22 protein-coding genes are annotated in these 18,977 nt (G+C 50.3%); 4 read left to right on the top strand and 18 right to left on the bottom strand.

The features are described 5' to 3' along the window. Position 1: 1 nt before the first annotated feature. The 8 genes from AC0VYG_RS14240 to AC0VYG_RS14275 all read right to left on the bottom strand — a co-directional run bounded on the left by AC0VYG_RS14240 (position 2) and on the right by AC0VYG_RS14275 (position 7,331). Positions 2-1,099, bottom strand: a complete 1,098-nt coding sequence (locus AC0VYG_RS14240) for a phage baseplate assembly protein (protein WP_475428638.1) — start codon at positions 1,097-1,099, stop codon at positions 2-4. Continuing rightward, entirely contained in the window at positions 1,096-2,310 is a 1,215-nt protein-coding gene (locus AC0VYG_RS14245; RefSeq protein ID WP_475428639.1) for a DNA circularization protein, read from the bottom strand. Before AC0VYG_RS14245 ends, AC0VYG_RS14240 begins: the two co-directional genes overlap by 4 nt. Then, the gene (locus tag AC0VYG_RS14250; RefSeq protein WP_475428640.1) at positions 2,307-4,097 is read right to left on the bottom strand and encodes a hypothetical protein; all 1,791 of its coding nucleotides are present in this window, start codon (positions 4,095-4,097) and stop codon (positions 2,307-2,309) included. Before AC0VYG_RS14250 ends, AC0VYG_RS14245 begins: the two co-directional genes overlap by 4 nt. A gap of 118 nt (positions 4,098-4,215) precedes the next feature. Further along, a complete protein-coding gene (locus AC0VYG_RS14255; RefSeq protein WP_199474586.1) occupies positions 4,216-4,590 on the bottom strand; it encodes a phage tail assembly protein in 375 nt (124 codons plus the stop codon). A gap of 94 nt (positions 4,591-4,684) precedes the next feature. Beyond that, positions 4,685-5,041: a phage tail tube protein gene (locus AC0VYG_RS14260; protein WP_067015274.1), complete on the bottom strand. Its 357-nt coding sequence runs from the start codon at positions 5,039-5,041 to the stop codon at positions 4,685-4,687. 98 nt (positions 5,042-5,139) lie between these two features. Next, positions 5,140-6,597, bottom strand: a complete 1,458-nt coding sequence (locus AC0VYG_RS14265; RefSeq protein ID WP_475428641.1) for a phage tail sheath subtilisin-like domain-containing protein — start codon at positions 6,595-6,597, stop codon at positions 5,140-5,142. Positions 6,598-6,599: 2 nt separating this feature from the next. Next, positions 6,600-6,770, bottom strand: a complete 171-nt coding sequence (locus AC0VYG_RS14270; RefSeq protein ID WP_083200885.1) for a DUF2635 domain-containing protein — start codon at positions 6,768-6,770, stop codon at positions 6,600-6,602. A 45-nt stretch (positions 6,771-6,815) separates the two neighbouring features. After that, a complete protein-coding gene (locus AC0VYG_RS14275; protein ID WP_475428642.1) occupies positions 6,816-7,331 on the bottom strand; it encodes a phage protein Gp37 in 516 nt (171 codons plus the stop codon). Between the two features lie 435 nt (positions 7,332-7,766). Here AC0VYG_RS14275 and AC0VYG_RS14280 point away from each other — a divergent pair, with 435 nt between their 5' ends. The 3 genes from AC0VYG_RS14280 to AC0VYG_RS14290 all read left to right on the top strand — a co-directional run bounded on the left by AC0VYG_RS14280 (position 7,767) and on the right by AC0VYG_RS14290 (position 10,729). Further along, a complete protein-coding gene (locus AC0VYG_RS14280; protein WP_199474583.1) occupies positions 7,767-8,744 on the top strand; it encodes a DUF1852 domain-containing protein in 978 nt (325 codons plus the stop codon). Positions 8,745-8,770: 26 nt separating this feature from the next. After that, complete coding sequence (locus tag AC0VYG_RS14285) at positions 8,771-9,796, top strand: methionine synthase (protein WP_475428643.1); 1,026 nt, start codon at positions 8,771-8,773, stop codon at positions 9,794-9,796. A 375-nt stretch (positions 9,797-10,171) separates the two neighbouring features. Then, positions 10,172-10,729: a hypothetical protein gene (locus tag AC0VYG_RS14290; RefSeq protein ID WP_475428644.1), complete on the top strand. Its 558-nt coding sequence runs from the start codon at positions 10,172-10,174 to the stop codon at positions 10,727-10,729. Positions 10,730-10,908: 179 nt separating this feature from the next. On the opposite strand, the gene AC0VYG_RS14295 is transcribed toward AC0VYG_RS14290, so the two are convergent. From AC0VYG_RS14295 to AC0VYG_RS14340, 10 genes are all read right to left on the bottom strand, one after another. Continuing rightward, entirely contained in the window at positions 10,909-11,214 is a 306-nt protein-coding gene (locus tag AC0VYG_RS14295; protein WP_475428645.1) for a hypothetical protein, read from the bottom strand. Beyond that, positions 11,211-11,411, bottom strand: coding sequence for a TraR/DksA C4-type zinc finger protein (locus tag AC0VYG_RS14300; RefSeq protein WP_067015293.1), 201 nt, complete (start codon positions 11,409-11,411; stop codon positions 11,211-11,213). Before AC0VYG_RS14300 ends, AC0VYG_RS14295 begins: the two co-directional genes overlap by 4 nt. A 20-nt stretch (positions 11,412-11,431) precedes the next feature. Continuing rightward, positions 11,432-11,932, bottom strand: coding sequence for a holin family protein (locus tag AC0VYG_RS14305; RefSeq protein WP_083208285.1), 501 nt, complete (start codon positions 11,930-11,932; stop codon positions 11,432-11,434). After that, positions 11,919-12,413 carry an N-acetylmuramoyl-L-alanine amidase gene (locus AC0VYG_RS14310; RefSeq protein WP_475428646.1) on the bottom strand — a complete coding sequence of 165 codons (495 nt, stop codon included), beginning with the start codon at positions 12,411-12,413 and terminating at the stop codon, positions 11,919-11,921. The genes AC0VYG_RS14305 and AC0VYG_RS14310 overlap by 14 nt, the downstream gene beginning before the upstream one ends. A 354-nt stretch (positions 12,414-12,767) precedes the next feature. Next, positions 12,768-13,211, bottom strand: coding sequence for a Mor transcription activator family protein (locus tag AC0VYG_RS14315; protein WP_083200887.1), 444 nt, complete (start codon positions 13,209-13,211; stop codon positions 12,768-12,770). A 141-nt stretch (positions 13,212-13,352) separates the two neighbouring features. Beyond that, entirely contained in the window at positions 13,353-13,991 is a 639-nt protein-coding gene (locus AC0VYG_RS14320; protein WP_475449861.1) for a DUF3164 family protein, read from the bottom strand. Position 13,992: 1 nt separating this feature from the next. Next, positions 13,993-14,382 carry a hypothetical protein gene (locus tag AC0VYG_RS14325; RefSeq protein ID WP_067015314.1) on the bottom strand — a complete coding sequence of 130 codons (390 nt, stop codon included), beginning with the start codon at positions 14,380-14,382 and terminating at the stop codon, positions 13,993-13,995. Next, entirely contained in the window at positions 14,379-15,095 is a 717-nt protein-coding gene (locus tag AC0VYG_RS14330) for an AAA family ATPase (protein ID WP_475428648.1), read from the bottom strand. The genes AC0VYG_RS14325 and AC0VYG_RS14330 overlap by 4 nt, the downstream gene beginning before the upstream one ends. Next, complete coding sequence (locus tag AC0VYG_RS14335) at positions 15,092-17,290, bottom strand: transposase (protein ID WP_475428649.1); 2,199 nt, start codon at positions 17,288-17,290, stop codon at positions 15,092-15,094. The genes AC0VYG_RS14330 and AC0VYG_RS14335 overlap by 4 nt, the downstream gene beginning before the upstream one ends. 250 nt (positions 17,291-17,540) lie before the next feature. After that, positions 17,541-17,825, bottom strand: coding sequence for a helix-turn-helix domain-containing protein (locus AC0VYG_RS14340; RefSeq protein ID WP_067015323.1), 285 nt, complete (start codon positions 17,823-17,825; stop codon positions 17,541-17,543). Positions 17,826-18,018: 193 nt separating this feature from the next. On the opposite strand from AC0VYG_RS14340, the gene AC0VYG_RS14345 reads away from it, so the two are divergent. Continuing rightward, positions 18,019-18,738: an XRE family transcriptional regulator gene (locus AC0VYG_RS14345; protein WP_475428650.1), complete on the top strand. Its 720-nt coding sequence runs from the start codon at positions 18,019-18,021 to the stop codon at positions 18,736-18,738. The last annotated feature ends 239 nt before the right edge of the window (positions 18,739-18,977 follow it).

The raw sequence follows: 18,977 nt of genomic DNA on the forward strand, positions 1-18,977 counted from the left end.
CTTACTTCCCCTTAACGGGCTTAAGATCAAACGCCCCTTTTGGCAACAGATGAATCTCCGTCGTCGAGCCACCTTCGTTGAGCATCAAACGGGTTTCCGTGATCAACAGCTCCCCATCCCAGCCCATCCAAGGGTCTTGCACCGAGACCAAGGCATTGGGTGCCCAAAGCGTGCCATTCGGCGTTTGTCGCCAGCCTTGCACGGTATAAGTCATGGTTTTGGCGCGGCTTTCGTTCACATTTTTCTGCCACTTAGCCCGTGTTTCACAGGCGGCCACATCCGCTGGTCCATCGGCGCTCAAGGCAAACGGACGATAGCGCCCCGCTGCCGTTACCTTGGCCTGATTCTGGGTAATGGCTTTAGCATCCTGATTCGTCGATGGGGTTTTCATCTGTTGCCCTGTCACCGTGTATTCGCTGAACACCCCACGGGCACTGAAGTGACCAGAAGCACTTTGGATGTTTTCTCCAAGTACCAAGGCCACCTCGGCCAAGTCCGCTCCCGCTCGGGTAATCTGCAAATTCCCTGACCAATCCGATACCAAGAGAACGGCTTTCAAACGCGCTAACCCTTCGAGAAATTCCCAAATGGATTGCCCAAGATCCAACATTTGATCACTCTTGAACACGTCGTTGGCGGCGTCTTTGGCACTGTCTGCCACGCTGACCTCAATCCCAAAGGGCGCACATAATTGACGAGCAATGCCCGCCAGAGTTTGTCCGACCTGAAATTGCTTACCCACGGTGGTGCAATCGATCAAGTCGCCGATTTTGCTGCGCCCCGTCACGTTCAGTTGATGGCTCTTACTGGAGTAGGAGACGTTCACATCGTCGATATAACCAGCAATGATGGGCTCATCGTTGACGTACACGGTGACGCTCATACCGGGTTGCACGGCACGGGCTGACGCGCTGTGGCCGCCTAGGCCAGTGGCCTCTAAGCTGTCCGTCAGGGACAATTCAAACGAATGGGCCCCCCGCTCCATGGAGCGAGCAATGGTGGCTTGCGTCCAAAAGCGATGCACCTTGTTATCAATGCTTACCAACAATCGATCAGTGGCGCCCTCCTTGGCACCAAACACATGCTGTAATTCGTTCATTTCAGCACCTCCAGTTCCACACCAGCGGGCACGCTACAAGGGTTGGGTAATCCATTACGGCGGATAAACTCCAACTCACGACGGGCATCCCCATAAAGGTTGTACGCCATCACCAACGCAGGGACGGATTGCTCTAATTGCGTTGTCGCTTCCGTCGCTAAGTTTGGCTCCAGCTCATCAATGCGTTTCATAATGGCGGTTTGCACATCCGCCCACGCCTCGTAGGCTCGATCCGTGCCCACTTCGATCAAATCGTCGATTTGCGCCAACACCAGATCCCGCGTTTTACGCGCCTCATTTAAGGTGGTAAACAAGCCCGTTTGCGTGACCATGGCCTGGGCCATGGACAAGGTCGCGTTGGCCGTAAACAGGGTATTCAACGCCGCTTTGTTCAAGGCTTCCTGTTGCCGATTAAAGGTCATGGTCACGGTATTCACTTGCTTGGTCAGATCCGTCGCGAAGGTGTCCAAGGTCTCTTGATAGCCAGACAACACGGCTTTCATGTCGTCCATGTCGTCAAACACCGTGCTCACAACTTCGCTCACCCCTTTGGCCAGTGCTTCTGGGTTCGTCAGATAGTCGTCCAGCTTGCCGACAAAATCGTCGATCTTGTCCGCCACCTTGCTCTCTACCTGCGATAACGGCGTCAATAATCCCATCATTTGACCGTTTAAATGACTCAGTAAGGTGGCGCCTTGCTGCAGTAAATCCCGCGCCGCGTCTTCCACAAAAGACGCGTTTTTATCGACGCTAAACGTCTTGGCAAAATCCGCTTGTACCGTTTGCGACGCTTGGTCTATCGCCTTGGCTAACACACTGGCGCTGCTGATTGATACAGGGAAAGATAAAGCCCCAGCCCGCACATATTGCACGGTGAATTGGCAGTATCCGCCCCGTTGCGTACGGATGGTCCAGTCGTAATCCGTTACCTGAATCATCAAGGTGCCAAGATAGGGGTGCACCAACTTACCCGCCCCAGGCTTATTCAAGGCTTGCATCAATTGATTGCGCGCCAGGTCGTAATCCTGCCCTGCAACAAAGAGTGTCAAACGTTCAGACTCGGCTTTTTTGCCTAAATCTTCCGCAAAATACACGTCCTGTTGCGGGTACTCATGTACCGCCACCCGTCGACCGGCTTGGCCACTGGCCTGCTCGGTAAAAAAGCGCACACCACGAAAGGTGCCTTGCTGTAATCGATCTCGCCACGTCATGGATGGCCTCCCATTGAACTTCCTGCGATGGACAAGTTCAGGTTATGGGCCGTCACCGACGACACCGTTACACGCTTGTCTTCCACGCTGATTTTGATTTCTCCGTGCACTTTATCTAGCGCGGCGTCTGCCGCCCCCTGTGCGTTGGGCTTACTTGCTTTGCTAGGCGCCTTCTCCTCATCGTCACCAGTGAACCAGCTGGTTAAACGGCTGCCTAAGGATTCCCCAACGGCACCACCGCCCATGGAGCCCAAAACGCCACCGATCAGACCACCCACCGCCGTGCCAATCACGGGCACCACCGAGCCAATGGCGGCCCCTGCCGCGGCTCCGCCCCAGGTACCTAAGCCAGACCCGACGACCGAGCCCACCACGCCGCCGGATTGCTTGACCTTTTCCTTCACGCTGGCATCGCCATTCCATACTTCCGCCAGCTCAGCTGAACCCGCCAGGGCGTTGACAACACCATTGCCCTTAATGCCCTTTATCCATTTCGATGGCTGAAAACGCTTCGCAGGCACCGCAGGCTTGTCAAAATCCGCATCCACTTTGTCCACTAGATGCGGCAACAAACTCTGTGGTTTACCATGGGCTTTTGCGCCGCTGTTCTCGTTCCGGCCAGCGATATCACTCAGGTCCAACAGGGACTCGCCTTTTGTGCCGCCATTACGAAAGTCTTTAATACCCTTGCCTAGATCCAACAGATCCTTGCCGATATCGACGGCACTTTTGACCTGGTCTAACCAAGAAGGCTCGCTGGTGTTATTGGTTTGATCGCGCTGTACTGCGAACGCCCCAGATTTCGGCATGTTGACCACAAAGACGCGCTGCACATTCGCCGCTGGCGTCGCCCCTTTGTTATTCGCCCCACCAGCGGGTCTTCGTTTCTTTGACACATTTTGTGTCTTATTCTTTTGTCTCTTATTTGTTTGAGACAAGACGTCTTTGGATAAAGGGGAGATGGAGACAGTCGATTTCTTCTCCTCTTTACCTTTATCCAAAGCCTTACCTGATAACGTATCGACCACTGTTTGCACGGAAGTCACATTGGTTTGATCGCGCTGTACTGCGAACACCCCAGATTTCGGCATGTTGACCACAAAGACGCGCTGCACATTCGCCGCTGGCGTCGCCCCTTTGTTATTCGCCCCACCAGCAAGCCTATGTTCTGTTAATGCTGTTTCTGCGTTCGTTGCCAAGACGTCTTTGGATAAAGGGGAGGTGGAGACAGTCGGTTTCTTCGCCTCTTTACCTTTATCCAAAGCCTTGCCTGATAACGTGTCGACCACTGTTTGCACGGAAGTCACCACGTCTTTGCCTTCTTTGTATGCGTTGCTAACGCTTTGAAATACGCCGCTCCAGTATTCGCTACTGGTTTTCGACTTGTTGCTGGTAATGGCTTGCCATGCCGATACCGATGCCGAAGAAAACTCGTTGACTTCACCTGCGGCGTTAGACACCCCTTCAATCACCGTCGACGTTGTATCCACGGCGTGGGAAAGCTCATTCACGAGGCTTTCGGCTTGTTCCAGTACCTTATCTAGCGGGGAATTTTCTGCTTTATCGCTCGCGTCCTGCCCTGTTTCGTTGTCTTGCTTTTTGGGCTCACCCAGTTGCGCTTGTAAACGCTCAATAAAAGCCGATGCCTGCCCTAACGAGCTGCTAAAGGCACCCATTACCTGCTTGCCTCGCTGGCCCATTGCTGACACCGCATCCGCATATTGCTGGGCACGCTGTACAAAGTTCTCCGCTGTCCCCACCGCAAGAGATGCCTTTAGATCGCTCATAAATACCTACTTAATCCCTTTGAGATTGCTAGACAGGCGCACTAGCTGGCGCTCTGTCATGGAAAGAAAATCGCTACGAGTCCAAGGGAGTCGCGTTGAGAAAAGCACTAAGGCTCGCTCAATCGTCTGAGCCCGTAGCGACATCTCGCCCCCGTTCAACCATCGCCTTAGCGGTCGCCATGTCCATCGCCGTCACGCCCTTTTGCAGTAAGTCCAAATCGACATCCGACAACAACTTGAACTGCTCGACTTCCAGTGGCCCTTGGATCTCCCCAAGGGAGGCCACTTGGCGACGCAGTGTGTTGACGCCCATTAAGGCATTGGACAGCAATAAAGTGGGCTCAAATTTGCCTTCCCCATTGGGGGCCATTATCACTCGCTCGGATTCCTCCATGGCGGCGATGATGTCCCCCGCCGATAACGGCCGCAAAGTGGCCTTAAGATGCTGTTTTTCTCCGACCATAAGGCCTTTTTCTAACGTGACTTGATGCATGATGATTTCCTCTAATCGATGGTCTCACGGGGCACTTATGCCTAAGCGCCCACCTTGCTATGTGTTGCTCTGCGCCAATGGCGACGAATTGGGCTTACTTCACCAAATCCGCACTGATGCCTTGCATTTTGCAGCTGTATTCACCGCCGGATAACACCGGTGGCTCGGTCATCCAAGCGCCGTTGATGACCCACACTTTGTTGTTGTCGTCTTGTACGGTGACATTTACGTCCACCAAATTACGCAACAGGTTTTGATCAATATCGCTGGTATTAACGATTTTGAATTCACACGATGGGGCCACTGGCTCCTCGGTAAAGCCTGCCACACCGGTGTCGGCCATCACGGCATCACGCTTGCTGCCGCCTGGATTAAACGTTGCGCCAGACAGCGAGTTCACGCGTCCAATCGTTGGAATATCGAAATACAGTTTCTTTGCGACCTTAGCCATGTCTTTGCTCCTACTTGTTAAGCATTGTTTCAAGCGCTCTGTTAAACGCTCGGATTAAAAACGGTGAGCCCTTCCTTTGTAGAAAAGGCTCCTCTGAGTTAAATGATGAATTGTTGTTTGCCTGCACTCACACGCAATTGGTTCACCAGGTTCGGTGTATCGCGCCAGTTCAGACGGTTCGCATCGTCTGCATCGCGTTCCACAATGAGTTTTTCCGTGTAGGTATCAAAATCCTCAACCCAGCCCTTTTGCTCCATAGAGCGGTACAAAGACAGCAGCTGACCGCGAATAATCTGTGGCGTCACAATCGCCTGACCTGCGCCGTATTGCGTACCATCGCTCGCCAATTTATGACGTGGATAGTGTTGCGAAATCATCAAACGCTGTTCGTAACGAATGCGTTCCAAGGTTTCTGGCGTACAGATGTCCAAATAGCTGGCATCGCTTAAGCCGCTGGCATTGTTTTGATACATGGTGATTTGACGCTCAATACGACAGGTGCCATCGCTGCCCACGGTGAAGGTGGAAATACCATCGAACAACAACAAGTTGCGCTCGCTTTGGCTCCAACGCTGATGGCGACTTGGCGCCAACATGCCTTTCAATACCAAGGTTTGCAGAGGACGCGCTGGATCAATCGCCAAGGCTTTCGCCGCCACCGCCGCGTTAATCGCCGATACCAAATAAGTCGGCGTTGGGCTAGTGCCCGTTGCCATGCAGCTTACGTGCGGGCTATTGCGTTTTGAGCCAAACGTACCGGTTTCCCCATGAGTGCCGGCAAAAGCAATAAAGGCACGACAACCAATCTGACGCATAGGGCCAAAGCGATCGCCCAATTCCGTCTCAAGAGACACCAGGTTGGCGGTATCCGTGAACGGACAGACCATCCAGTTAAACCACTCATCGCCCATGGCATCCAGGGCCACTGACACATCTGGGTTACCCGCACCGCCAGATAGATTTGCAAACGAAAGCGTTAAACCAGACGGCATGGCTTCATCGTAGAAGCTGGCACGCAAATCCAAGCCATTAAAGACTTCGCCCTTATGACGTGCCGTGACAGTCACCACCGCATCCGCTGCACTTGCTGTAACAGGCAGATCCAATGCCGCGTTGATTTGTGCCGCAATGGACGAGGCAACGGTTGCCACCGAATCACCGGCACTTACTCCCACACTTAAGCGTGTACCACCCACATACAGGGCCACTGTGCCCGCACTAACCGGAGCGGTTGCGACGGTAATTGAGCCTGCGGCCGCTGTGCCGCTGTCGTTGTCGTCTAGGGCAATCGCCCACATTTCGGTATCGGTATTGGCATTCAAAAACGCCGCACATTGACCCGCCAACATCGAGCCTTGACCAAATAAGGCCGTCGCTTGAGTGGGATCGGTTACACGCACCGGAATGCCCGCCGCTTGTGTGCCTGTATTCAAACGCTGACCGGCAATGGCCACTTTGAACATAGTGGACGACGCGCCTGCCAGCTCGTTATTGAACTCAATGTACGTCCCTGGATTGCGTAGCGTCGCGGGAATATTGTCAAAAGAAATAGCCATAATTATTTGTCTCCTAAAGATTGAATGGCGATAAGGTCGCCGTCGCTAATACGACGACGGTAATAGCTCGTTAGCACCACATCGATACCGTCCTTCGGTATGATCTGGCCGTTCTCTTTGCGTACCTGACGCCCTTTGGCAGGGCGAACAGTCACGGCGGCTTTTGCTTGCATACTTGCTCCTTTGCTAAAATGTCTCTGGTAGGTCGAAAGTCCCACCTACAAGACCTTGGTGTCAGCGGCGATTAAGACCTGCTTGCCATCGAGCGTTGTCGCATCGGCGTGGTAGCGTAAAAAATCGTCCAGATCGTCAAGTGCCACCTGATCTGGCCATGGCATCAGCAAACTAAACTCAAGCTCATGGCATTGATAACCGGTTTGATCCTCCGCCAAGTACGCCAGATTCTTCACCGACTTAAACATCAGCCCATCCGCTTGCTCCAGCTCCAAGCCATGCAAAGCCTGCAGCAAACGCACTATCAAGGCATACGCGGACGATTGCTCATCGCCTGCGGGATACTGGGTGATCAAATACAGCGTCCAGCGGCTTTTTAGCTTGTTCACATCGGACAACTTGCCCTTAGTGAAACTGGTGTACACCGCTGGCGCACTCAGCAACATGCTGTTCACCACATCCTTGCTCCAATGACCCGGGTGGCTCGCCACCTCTTTCACATGACTGCCCAAGGCCGTGGTAATCGCGGCTTTAAGCGCACTGTCTACTTGAGCAAACATCAAATAAAACCCTCATATTGAAAACTCATCTCACCCGCTGGGTGAGCGCCGAAAAGCGTCTGCGTTTCGATAAGGCAAGATTAAAGGGAAGCCAACTTTCACGAACCAAGACAGAGTTCAGCGTTAGAAGAAAAAACAAAACAAGAGAAGAGAGGGCAAAAGAAGAGTTCAGTAAGGAAAAGAGAGTTCAGTGGAGAAAAAAGAAGGTCAGCACAAAAGCGCCGTCGCCCTATTAGAAAGGGGAATGCATTCGAATCACAAAACAGGAACTATTAATTTTATTCAACAAATAGTGAATAGATAGAATTTTACTCATACAAAAATCAAGACTAGAGTACTGGCATACATTGTTTTGCTGACTTTGACGCAATCGAAAGATCATCCAAAGCAGGGAAGCCCCTTGAGAGACATCACAGAAATGAGATAACGAACATTATGAGCCAGAATTTTGCCTTTTCCATTAAGACCCTTCGTTTCGACGAGAACTATCGGCCTTCGAATAACACCCGCATTACCACCAACTTCGCTAATTTAGCCAGGGGTGAGAGACGTTATGACAACCTGCGTGACACCTTGCGCATGATCAATCAACGCTTCAATGCCCTAGCCCATTGGGACAACCCCAATGGCGATCGTTATTCCGTTGAGTTGGATATTGTCTCCGTGGATATGGATATTGAAGGCAACGGACGCCCCTTCCCGACCATTGAAATGTTGCAAACCACGGTGTTAGATCATCAAACCAATCAACGCATTGAAGGCATGATCGGTAATAACTTTTCGTCTTATATCCGTGATTACGATTTCAGTGTTTTATTGCTTGACCACAACAAGGATCAATCACGCTTTACGATTCCCGAAAACTTTGGCACCTTGCACGGCAATATATTTAAGCACTTTGTTCAGTCCACCACTTTTCAGCGTCATTTCAGTAAACTGCCCGTTATTTGCCTAAGTGTCGCAGAGAGCAAGGTCTACCAGCGCTCGAATAACCAACACCCAGTATTAGGCGTGGAATACCAACCCAACGAATCCTCTCTGACCGAGCATTACTTTCAACAAATGGGGCTACAAGTTCGCTATTTCATGCCGCAAAACAGCAAAGCGCCATTGGCCTTCTATTTCTTTGGCGACTTGCTAAACGATTACAGCAATCTAGAACTGATCAGCACCATCAGCACCATGGAGACGTTCCAAAAAATCTATCGGCCCGAGATTTATCACGCCAATACCCCGGCTGGTGAGCGTTTCAAACCGAGCTTACAACATCAAGATCATTCATTGACGCCCATTCAATACGATCGAGAAGAACGCAGCCAACTGGCCATCAAGCAAGGAAAGTTTACTGAGGAGCACTTTATTAAGCCTTACCAAAACATCCTTGAACAATGGTCCGCGAATGCGGCGCACTAATTCACCTCAACGATAAGACATTTATTATGAAAACATTATTACCCACCTCCACCGCTGGTAGCCTGCCTAAACCATCGTGGCTTGCTGAACCAGAAACACTCTGGTCACCCTGGAAATTACAGGGTGACGACCTCATTGCTGGCAAGCGCGATGCCTTACGAGTGTCTCTTCATGAGCAGAGCCATGCTGGCATTGATATCGTCAGCGATGGCGAGCAAACACGACAACATTTTGTCACCACCTTTATCGAACACCTTAACGGTGTGGATTTTGAAAACCGTAAAACCGTCACCATCCGCGACCGCTATGAGGCGAGCGTCCCTGTTGTGGTCGGCGCGGTGTCTCGTCAGAAGCCCGTCTTCGTCGAAGACGCCAAATTTCTACGCCAGCAGACCAAGCAGCCCATAAAGTGGGCCCTTCCTGGCCCCATGACAATGGTCGATACTCTCTATGATGACCATTACAAAAGCCGAGAAAAACTGGCTTGGGAATTCGCCAAAATCCTCAACGAAGAAGCCAAAGAGCTGGAAGCAGCAGGGGTGGATATTATCCAGTTTGATGAACCGGCCTTTAACGTCTTTTTTGATGATGTGAACGACTGGGGCGTTGCCTGCCTTGAGCGCGCCATTGAAGGCCTACAATGTGAGACCGCCGTCCATATTTGTTATGGCTATGGCATCAAAGCCAATACCGACTGGAAGAAAACTTTAGGATCACAGTGGCGCCAGTACGAAGAAATCTTCCCTAAACTGCAAGCCTCTAACATCGACATTATCTCCTTAGAGTGCCATCACTCACGGGTACCTATGGAATTAATGGCGCTCGTTCGCGGTAAGAAAATCATGGTGGGAGCCATCGATGTTGCCACCGACATCATCGAAACCCCAGAAGAAGTCGCGGATACCTTACGCAAAGCACTGCAATATGTAGACGCAGACAAACTGTACCCATGCACCAACTGTGGCATGGCACCGTTATCCCGGGACGTTGCCAGAGGCAAACTCGAAGCCTTAAGCGCTGGCGCCGCCATCGTTCGCCAAGAACTTAGCTAATAAATCGACCTTACCTAATACCGCTCCCCTATTGCTACCCTTAGCCAATCAGGTTGCCCACTCGGCACCCTGATTTTTTCTCTCCAATAAAAAACATTCCCCCCACAAAATAACCGCCACGCAGACCCCGTTAGCCCCCTGTTAGAAACGGATTTCGCGAAAAACACAGGGCAATATAGTGGGTCGAGGCTTGAAGGCGTGAGGGGATCTGTAGAAAAAGCGTTAAATGAACTGACAGGAAATGTGTGATATAACGCTTCCTGAGATAAGGACTTTACTCTCAAATAAAGCTAAAAGGTTGTTACATGGATGTGAACATTAAACGGATTTATGGGCCTTGGACACTAGGCTATCTACAGTGACACGGAAATAACGATGCATAAAGTATTCATTTCAGGTTCTATGGGAATCAAGAACTTAGACACAAATGTGTTGGGAAGAATCAACAATATTATTGACTCAAATTACCAAGTCATCGTTGGTGATGCTAATGGTGTGGATAGCTCTATTCAACAATACCTGATATCCAAAGCCAGCAAATCAGTTCTTGTCTATTGCTCAGGGAAAACGCCCAGGAACAATTTGGGTCATTGGCAAACACAACTCATTGAGACCAATGCCCCATCTGGCACAAGAGCTTTTTTCACAGCGAAAGACATAAAAATGGCCGAAGATTGCGACTATGGGTTTATGGTTTGGGACACTCAAAGCACCGGAACCCTTAGTAATGCCATCGAACTGTTGAAAAGGAAAAAGATGTCTCTTGTCTATATTAATAAGAGCAAGGAGTTTCTTAAGATCAAAGAAGTGAGTGATCTAGAAAGGCTTATCTCATACATGAGCCCTTCAGCTTTTGAAAAAGCGGATAAAAAACTGAAATTAAGGGAGCAGATAGAGTCATTAAAGTTCGATCAGGAAGTGCTATTCTCATAACTCTAATAGACTTTACAAAAAAACAAAGGCCCCAAAAAGGAGCCTGATCTCAGCACCAAACTAGCTTGTAATCGCTTTAGAATGGGCTGGCTGCACGGGACGGACCTTAATGCAGTCTCGAATGCCTGATGCGATGCAGAGCAGGAACGCTCTCAATAATAAAGCTTTTTCAGCAGCAATCAAGACTCCTTCTTATTCAATAAATAGTCGTGTATCCGGTCTGTTGTCACCGTCAGACGGGTTAAGGTGCTTTTTAACCCTTCCATCTCGGCGGTGAGTTTGGCGATGTCTTCATGGGTGGCGGCTTTGTTTTCGAGCTGGGTAATGCGTTTGTCCAAGGTTTGTTGGCTCATGGCCATCTCGCGAATGGCGTTGCTGTTTTTAGCACGACCTTTGTCAATAAACATCCAGCCCGATAACATCAGCATAATCCCCCACTGCCCTACATCAAACCAAAATTTCCATTGCCCCCAATCGGTTGTCATTGGCGTTTCTCCTCATCTTGCTGGCAATCGATACAGCGTGTGGTATGCGGTAGCGCTGCCCGCCGTGGGGCGGGAATCACCTCATCACAGTCCACACAATGGGTTGTGAAGGTCGCCTCCCCTTGTTGTCTGTGCTGTTGAATCGAGGCAGCACGAAAGGCTTCTTCTAAGTCCGCCGCCCAATCTAATAAATCCATAATCTTGTCCTATCCCATCCTTACTTAAGCAAGCTGGTTACTGGCTTAGAGCCCGTCGCCGCTTGCGTAAGCGGGGTCTGCGTTCCACGTTTTTCTATGGTTCGGCCGATCGACCAAGTCGCACAAATGCCTCCCCATGCCAACCAAAAATCCCCAGGCAAATCCGCCAACGGCGAGGCATCCACTGTGACACCCGTGGCCGTCGCTATGCGGGCAAGCAAAGGAAAAACCACATAATTGATCGCGATAAAAATCAGCCCAGCGTAAACCACCGTGGGGCGAGCCCGTTTGGTGTAGCTGTCCCCTTGGTTTAACTCCGCCACTAAGACGCGCTCTTTGGCTTCCAAGTTTTTGCGCAAACTCTGCTCAATCTCACTGTCTCGTTGCTGGATCAGGGTTTGCATTTGCAACTTGAAGGCGTTTTTATCGTCCGGCGATTCAATAAAGCGATCCGCCACCTCGCCAATGGACGACACCAAGGATCCCGCTCCCGACGTAAACAAATCGCTAAACCACCCCATGGAAGTCACCTTCTAAAATATGTTGATCCAACGGCCGAAACTTGCGACTAATCCAAGCTGGAACATTAAAACCTGGGCAGGTTTTCGGGCTAAATTGGTTATGGCCGTACACCGCCAGCGAAGTGGCTAACTTGTCATCCAAACTTTGAATAAGCTTGAGCAACTGTTGCCATTGCACCAAAGCAAATTTATCCATACCAATCAGGCAAATACCGATACTTTTGGCATTTTTCCCATAGGTGTGCGCCCCCACCTCTTCCAGTGGTCGGCCACGTTGAATCGTGCCGTCTAACTCAATCACATAGTGATAGCCAATGTGCTTTAACGGGCTATAACCCGGACAAATACTCATGTCTCGTTCGAAATGGCGCGCTTCATGCCATTGATCAATCTGTTCAGCCGTAAACACATGGCCATTAGGGGTTTCTGCATGGTGAATAATCACACTATCGATTACGCTTAACTGTCGACGGGCTCCCATCGTTTTCTCCTCTTCAAAATACACCTCACACACGGCCAACTGCCGCGAGCTTTGCCTCACATTACAAGACACAAGAGAAGGAACCTGACTGGATGGATTCAGTAATAGAGGGGAGATTTGTGCTGCTTGTTTCGTTGGATTAGCTTAATGGCTTTATATGGATGAGTTCTGTTCCGCTCTGCTGTATCAGACTTTCAGCCCCTTACTATCGTGCAACGTCGTTGCATCGAAATCACCTTGTTGGAGCGAAGAGGTAATTGAGTTCATATCATTGAAATTCACCTTTTTTAAGGGGAAATAACAAAATCGCAGACATAAAAAAGGCCCGATTAGGGCCATGTAAGAGACAATGAATTAGGCAAAGCCTTGAAATAAATCCGGTGTGGGATCATCCGGCGGGGTGGTTTTTAAAATCTTCCAAATACGACGATCCGTGAGTTTATGCTCCATGGCTAACTGATTCACCGCACTGGTGGCGGTTTCTTTGGCACGAATACGAGCTTCAAATTCACTGATAATCACATTATCCCGAGCACGACGCAGAGCCGCTGAACATCGGGGTACGTACAAGGGCGCGCCACCGTAATATTGGGCGAGTTTTTGTGTTACCTCATCGCCCATTTTCTCGGCTAACAGCGCTAACGTGGCGCGACCAATGGCGTTTACGCCAGACGGCATCGGCAAAGTCGTCCCGCCAAAGGTATTAATAAGACGCGCCGTATCGGCCCATCCAATTACATGAATAAGCTGCTGCGCTGAGTCGGGCAATAAAGATTGCCAAGGTTCTAAAGTCATCATGCTAAGAAAACTAGCATGGTGATGCGTTAGTAAAAAATTCTAACGGTCAATGAATTTTAGCGGATCACTAGCAATAAAAAACCACCTCGATGGGTGGTTTTGTCGTTTCTCTTTTTGTGACAAGTATCGTGGCTGGCTAGTTTATAAGGCAGCAAGGTCCAGCGGTACGGGGCGATACTGATCCGTGTTGTCGATGCGTTCGTAGATGCGCACGTAGACGGCGGTGCCGATGGATTTGAGAGCATCCCGTAAGGCATCCATGGCGCGGTTCCATTCGTCGTCTTCGATGGTTAAACGCATCAAGTCGAGGATTTTTCCGGTTTTGATTTCGCCTTTGGTGTTGGTTCGAAAGGCTTGGCTAACCACAGCACGAATGTTGTCGTTAGCCCCTTCGCTCCAGCGTGATAGACAAGAATCAATTAACCCTTTGGCGGCTTCGATCTCTTCGGTAAAGGCCAAGACTTCGCGAAACGCCCGCTGAATTTTATAACGGCCATCGTAGGTGGTTAAGCTGACGTTACCTTTTTTACCACCCAGTTTGGCACCGTAGCGTTCTCCGGCGATTTGGATCAAGTCGTCGATGTCTTGCAAGGCCAGTTGTTTAAATGCCTGCAAGGCGTTATGCAATTCAAGGGCTTTGGGCACCAAACTTTGCACCACTTGATCGCGCAATAAATCTTGCTCGCGAATGGCGCTTTCTGGTACCAAGTGGCCACTGGCATTCTGGCGGTAGCCCATTGGAATGATGGACGATTGGCTCTCTTGCTGTGTGTGATTCATACTATTGCTCATCTTGTTGACTCCGGCGATTGGGGTTGTTTGGGCAGTTGGCGCAAGCGCGAAACTGGGCAATGGTTTGGTTATTGGTGTTCATAAAAGGACGAATCCGTGTGCGATGGCATTTCGCAGAGGTGATGTCCCCCAAGGTGGGGCAATTTACTCGCCCTAGGGCATCCACCACTTTTTGCTCGATTTTATTGGTGGTTTTGCTCGGATAACGGTTCGACAATAAGGTCGATACCGCCGAACGGCTCACGCCAATTTGACGGGCTACGGTGGCGCGGCTGCTCAAGGCCACCGCATCGGCCAGTAAGCGGATAAAATGGGGTGGCTCTTCTCCCCAGGCGGATACATCCACTAAGGCTTGGGTATTCGATCTGTGCTGTGTCATAACAACCTCCTTTTTGGCGCATGGCCGGTATACAGTGGGCGATTGGCCCAGTTCGCTTGGTCGGCAATGGTCCAACCACAAGACAGTGCCACTTCGTGGATGCGCTCAAGGTTGACCACAATGCGCCGAATGCTGCCTGCCGCATGGGCGATGAGCATGTCTAATAAGTCGTCGGCCACCTCGATGCTCGGTGCATAATGGGTCGCCAGTTGGCGCGCATCGTCTAAATCCACCAAACGGGCAGGCACCCAATCGAGGACGCGACCATGAAAACGTTCGTACTTTTTCAACTTGTCTGGCAGGCGCTCTTCGCCGATTAGTAGGATCACCGCTTGGCTGGATTCATATAAATCTCGCACCAGCTCCACGGCGTTTTTGTCGATCAGGTGATCCATCTCATCGATGATCAAAGGCCGATTCGACAACGCCAGTTCTTGGGCGGCAATTTCCAGCATTTCTGGCAAGGTTTTCACCGTGCTGATGCCCATTTCCCGCAAGATGGCTTGCAGGAAAAACTTCTTGGTCCAGACGCTTTTCGCCTGCACGTAATAAGCACGACGGCGATTCGCCACAAAGCTTGCCGCGACGGATTTGCCAGTGCCGCTGGGGCCATATAGGCACACCATGCCGGGCAGTGATTGGGTGCGCGCTTGGGCGCGTTCGATGGCCATGTCGCACAGGGCGAGGTTGGCGGTTTGCGCGATTCCTATCATGATGACGGCTCCTGTTTTTTGTTGATGTCGTCTCGTTCATGGGACGATTCATCTAATGAACGAAAATACTGATACTCTTTGGTTAACGGGTAGGTACCGAGCCAGCGTTGATGCGCCTGCGCCTGCTCTGGATCACGCTGACACGCTTGGTATAAGGCATAGCGACCCGCAGGCGACAAGGGCTCATAAGGATTGGCTGGTTGGCGTACGTTGTCTGCTTGCTGAGCAACGGAGTCGATAATCGGCTCGGCCTGCTGTGTATTGATTCGTTGCGCACTGGTGAGAGAAAACGCCCCTTGCCAGGCATCCAAACGGTTCTGCTCTTCTAGATAAAACGCAGAAGGCGATGCCTCTAAGGTGCCATTGCCAGTGCGCTCTGCTTCAATTTCGTCGACCTTTTTCATCGCCCGATTCAAACGACCTTGAGCACGTTTTTCCCGCGCTTGGTTAAGCATGGAATCAGGGAAATATTTGCTCTCGTTGGCGTTCCAATCGGCTTGAGCAATCAGTTCACCGGTTTCCATGTCGAACACCCAAACGCGATTTGCGTCATGAATGTCATAGGCCACATGCACATTAAGGCCGTGAAACTCTTCAAGTTCAGGAGAAAAATAGCGATTGTTGAACAAACGCACTTCGCCACGCACCACGGTGCGCTCTTCTCGGGGACGGAACACATGGGCGATCTCGTCGTTGCTAAGTTCCAACGGCTCCCAGCCAGTAGCGACCTTATCCATCCAAACTTCCAAAGGGGTTTGGTGGCGCTTAGTGCCTTGGTCGTCTATCTTCGGCAAACTGCTATGGGGGCGCTTGTTGTACCAGTCCACCCGCTCGTCGACCCATTTCATAAAGGCCTCCCAACTCATGGTGCTGATCGGACCGTTCCCCTGTGCGCCTTTGCGTGAGGCGGTAAAATTGGCCAGTCTTGCTTGGCGATCCATGTCTTGGCCAACATAATTTGGCAGAGTCTTCGCGCCAGCCACCCATAAAGTTTGATGCACACGCTCGATGACCCCTCGCGCTTTCGAGTTGTACGGCAAGGAGTGAGTCATTTCAGACCCCAACCGAGCAAGAATGCCTTTTGCTTCGTCCTTTAACATGTGGTTCACATAGCCCGAGCCGTTGTCCACATAAATAAGCGCTGGCACGCCACATTTGCAGGCATCCATCAAGGCATCCAACACGGCGATACCGGATTCTGCCAAGGTCACAGACACACCCACTACTCGGCGAGTGGCAATATCGATAAAGGTCGTGATCTCTGGACGAAACGGACGACCATGGAGCGGATGGGAGACTTCTCCATCAAAGGTATGCCCATCGGCGCTGTAAATATCGCAGGGCAAAAGATGGTCGAAACGACGTCGAGCAAAGGGTCGAATGTTCACCAAATCGTGGCTGCCCATACGGCCTTTTTCTCGTTCGACTTTGCCCAACTTATTCAAGGCACGACGCACCGCGTAAATGCTCGGACAAGGTTCGTCGCCCTGCCAGTTGTCACGAAATAGCTCGTAGGCGCCGTTCACACTGGGTTTTTCTGGCACGTTATAGAATGTTCGAAACGTGGCAAACCAACTGGGCAAAGGGGCTTTTTCACGTTTTTTAGGGATCAAATCGCCCTGCTTTTTCACTTCGGCAAACCAACGCATAATGCTGCGTTTACTCGGATAAGAGCGCCCTGCTGTTTGTGAATCGCACGAATGAACGTAACGAGTATGCCCTCGGGCATCCACTGATTCGGCTAAGGCTTTTTCCAACACCGGATTGCTTTGCCCTAAGGTGCCCAACTGCGCTTGCGTCAAAATCGTCGCGATGGCGCTTTCTTGGCTAATGCCTTCATCAACCATGCCTTGGATAGCACGCAACACCATAGCGCGACTATTGGCCGTATCACGCTGACGGATACTGGTGTTGTTCTTACTGCTTGGTGCGATTAACGCCCTATTGTTTTGCCCTGCGGTGGGCCGCAAAGTCATTTTTTTCAATACCGCTAGGCGATGCTGCTCTTGTAACGCCTCACGAGCGGCTTTTGATAAATTCGAAATGTGGAATTCATAGCGCAAACCGCCACTGGAAGCGGTGGTTTGGCATTCCCAATTATTCAGTTTTGCGTAACGCAGCACGCCACTTTTGCTTTCAGGTAGCCCTGGCAAACGCTGCTCGCTGATATCTTTTGCGGTTAACCATTGTTTCATGTGTGTCTCCGACCCTAAATTTTGGGCGCAACTTTCCTAGGACGATGCCTTGGAATCGCCTATCTATTTGATTTTTATGGGGTTGGCTTGTTACAAGACGCTATAGAGCGTATGTCTTAACGGATTCAATATGGTGCTTGCTGTGCATAACGGCATCCTTTGCTATAGTTAATCGTCCTAGTGACGATTTATTGACGCGGTTTTCGTTGCTTTGTTATTTATCTATTGGTTTACTAAAGTTAATTGGTTTTTACTTCTTTAAGTGCGTTAAACTGATGGATGTTTTAAAATCAATATCCGACTTTTGGTATCGGGATGGCCATATCTCACTGGGATGTGATTCCAAAAAGGCAGCGATAATACGCTCCACTTTTGGATAGGACATGTTAAAGACATTGTAGAGCGCCGCTGGGCTTTCATAGCCATGCTGGCGACCTAACTCGGCGAGTGTGGTTCCTTTTTTGCGAATCGCCGCCATAATGTCTTGGCGATGCCAGTCAGAGAGTGTTGTTGAGTGAGTACATTGCTTGCTCATTTTTTTGGCTTCCTTCTATGCAGTTTTATAGAACAACCCTATTGAGTTGCTCTGTTCATGATTTGCCTTTAATAAGATAGCACAATCATACGACCAATCAACACATTTGTGCGGTCACACGAGACAATAATTCGCCTTTTTGTGCGTTTATGAAAATAAGTTTATATAAATCAGAGACTTAAGAGCGATCTAAATGAAAGAAAAAATACCAAATAATGGGTCACACTTGGACGAATTAGGGTATGACTCGTTTCAGGATCGTATAAACATGCTGTCAGAGAAAGTGGGTGGCACCAGCGCGCTCGCACGTTTGTCAGGCGTGTCTGAATCTGTGGTTCGTAAATGGAAGCAAGGCGACTCAGAGCCCACCCTAACGCGTTTGCTGGCCCTCGCCGAAGCCGGCGGTGTGTCTGTCAACTGGCTCGTTACAGGAAAAACGGACAATGCTTCACAAGTAGCGTCATCGACAGAAGCGCAACCGAAAGACGACATCACCAAAGAATTCGCCATGATCCCAGGCTACAAAATCCAAGTATCCGCAGGACCTGGCACCGCCCCCATGGAAGAAGAACCTACACGTTTTCTCGCTTTTCGCCACAAATGGCTGAAATATCGTGGCCTCAACGAGAAAGATCTCGTCCTTGTCTTCACCCGTGGTGACAGCATGGAGCCGACCATCAGTGATAACAACACCTTGATGATCGACACCAGCCAGCGCGACATGATCGACGGCAGCATCTACGTAATACGCACCGACAACCACCTCGTCGTCAAACGTGTGCAAAAACTTATCAATAAAGGCTTACTCTTGCTTAGCGACAATAAAGACTACAAAGAGCAAATGATCGAACCCAATGAAGCCAACGACCTAGAAGTCATCGGCCGCGTTGTCTGGATCGGCAAAGACATCTAACACCGGCTAACGCCAGTGACAAAAGACACGCCACAAACACAAAAAAAGCGCATCACCTAAGTGACGCGCTTTTTTCTATTCAACTGACCTAAAAATATGCCAACGCCTAGTAAAACAGGCTTTAAACACAACTCAGCCAAATAACACCCCCTCAACCCTATTTCTCGACCATGACAAATAAATCAGGAAGTGACAACTCCCTTCCATATTTTTCATTTCTTTTATGTCTTTCGTTAATA

The organism is Marinomonas sp. 63XJN7_7_ISO-PGPR-S23-202 (assembly GCF_056173505.1).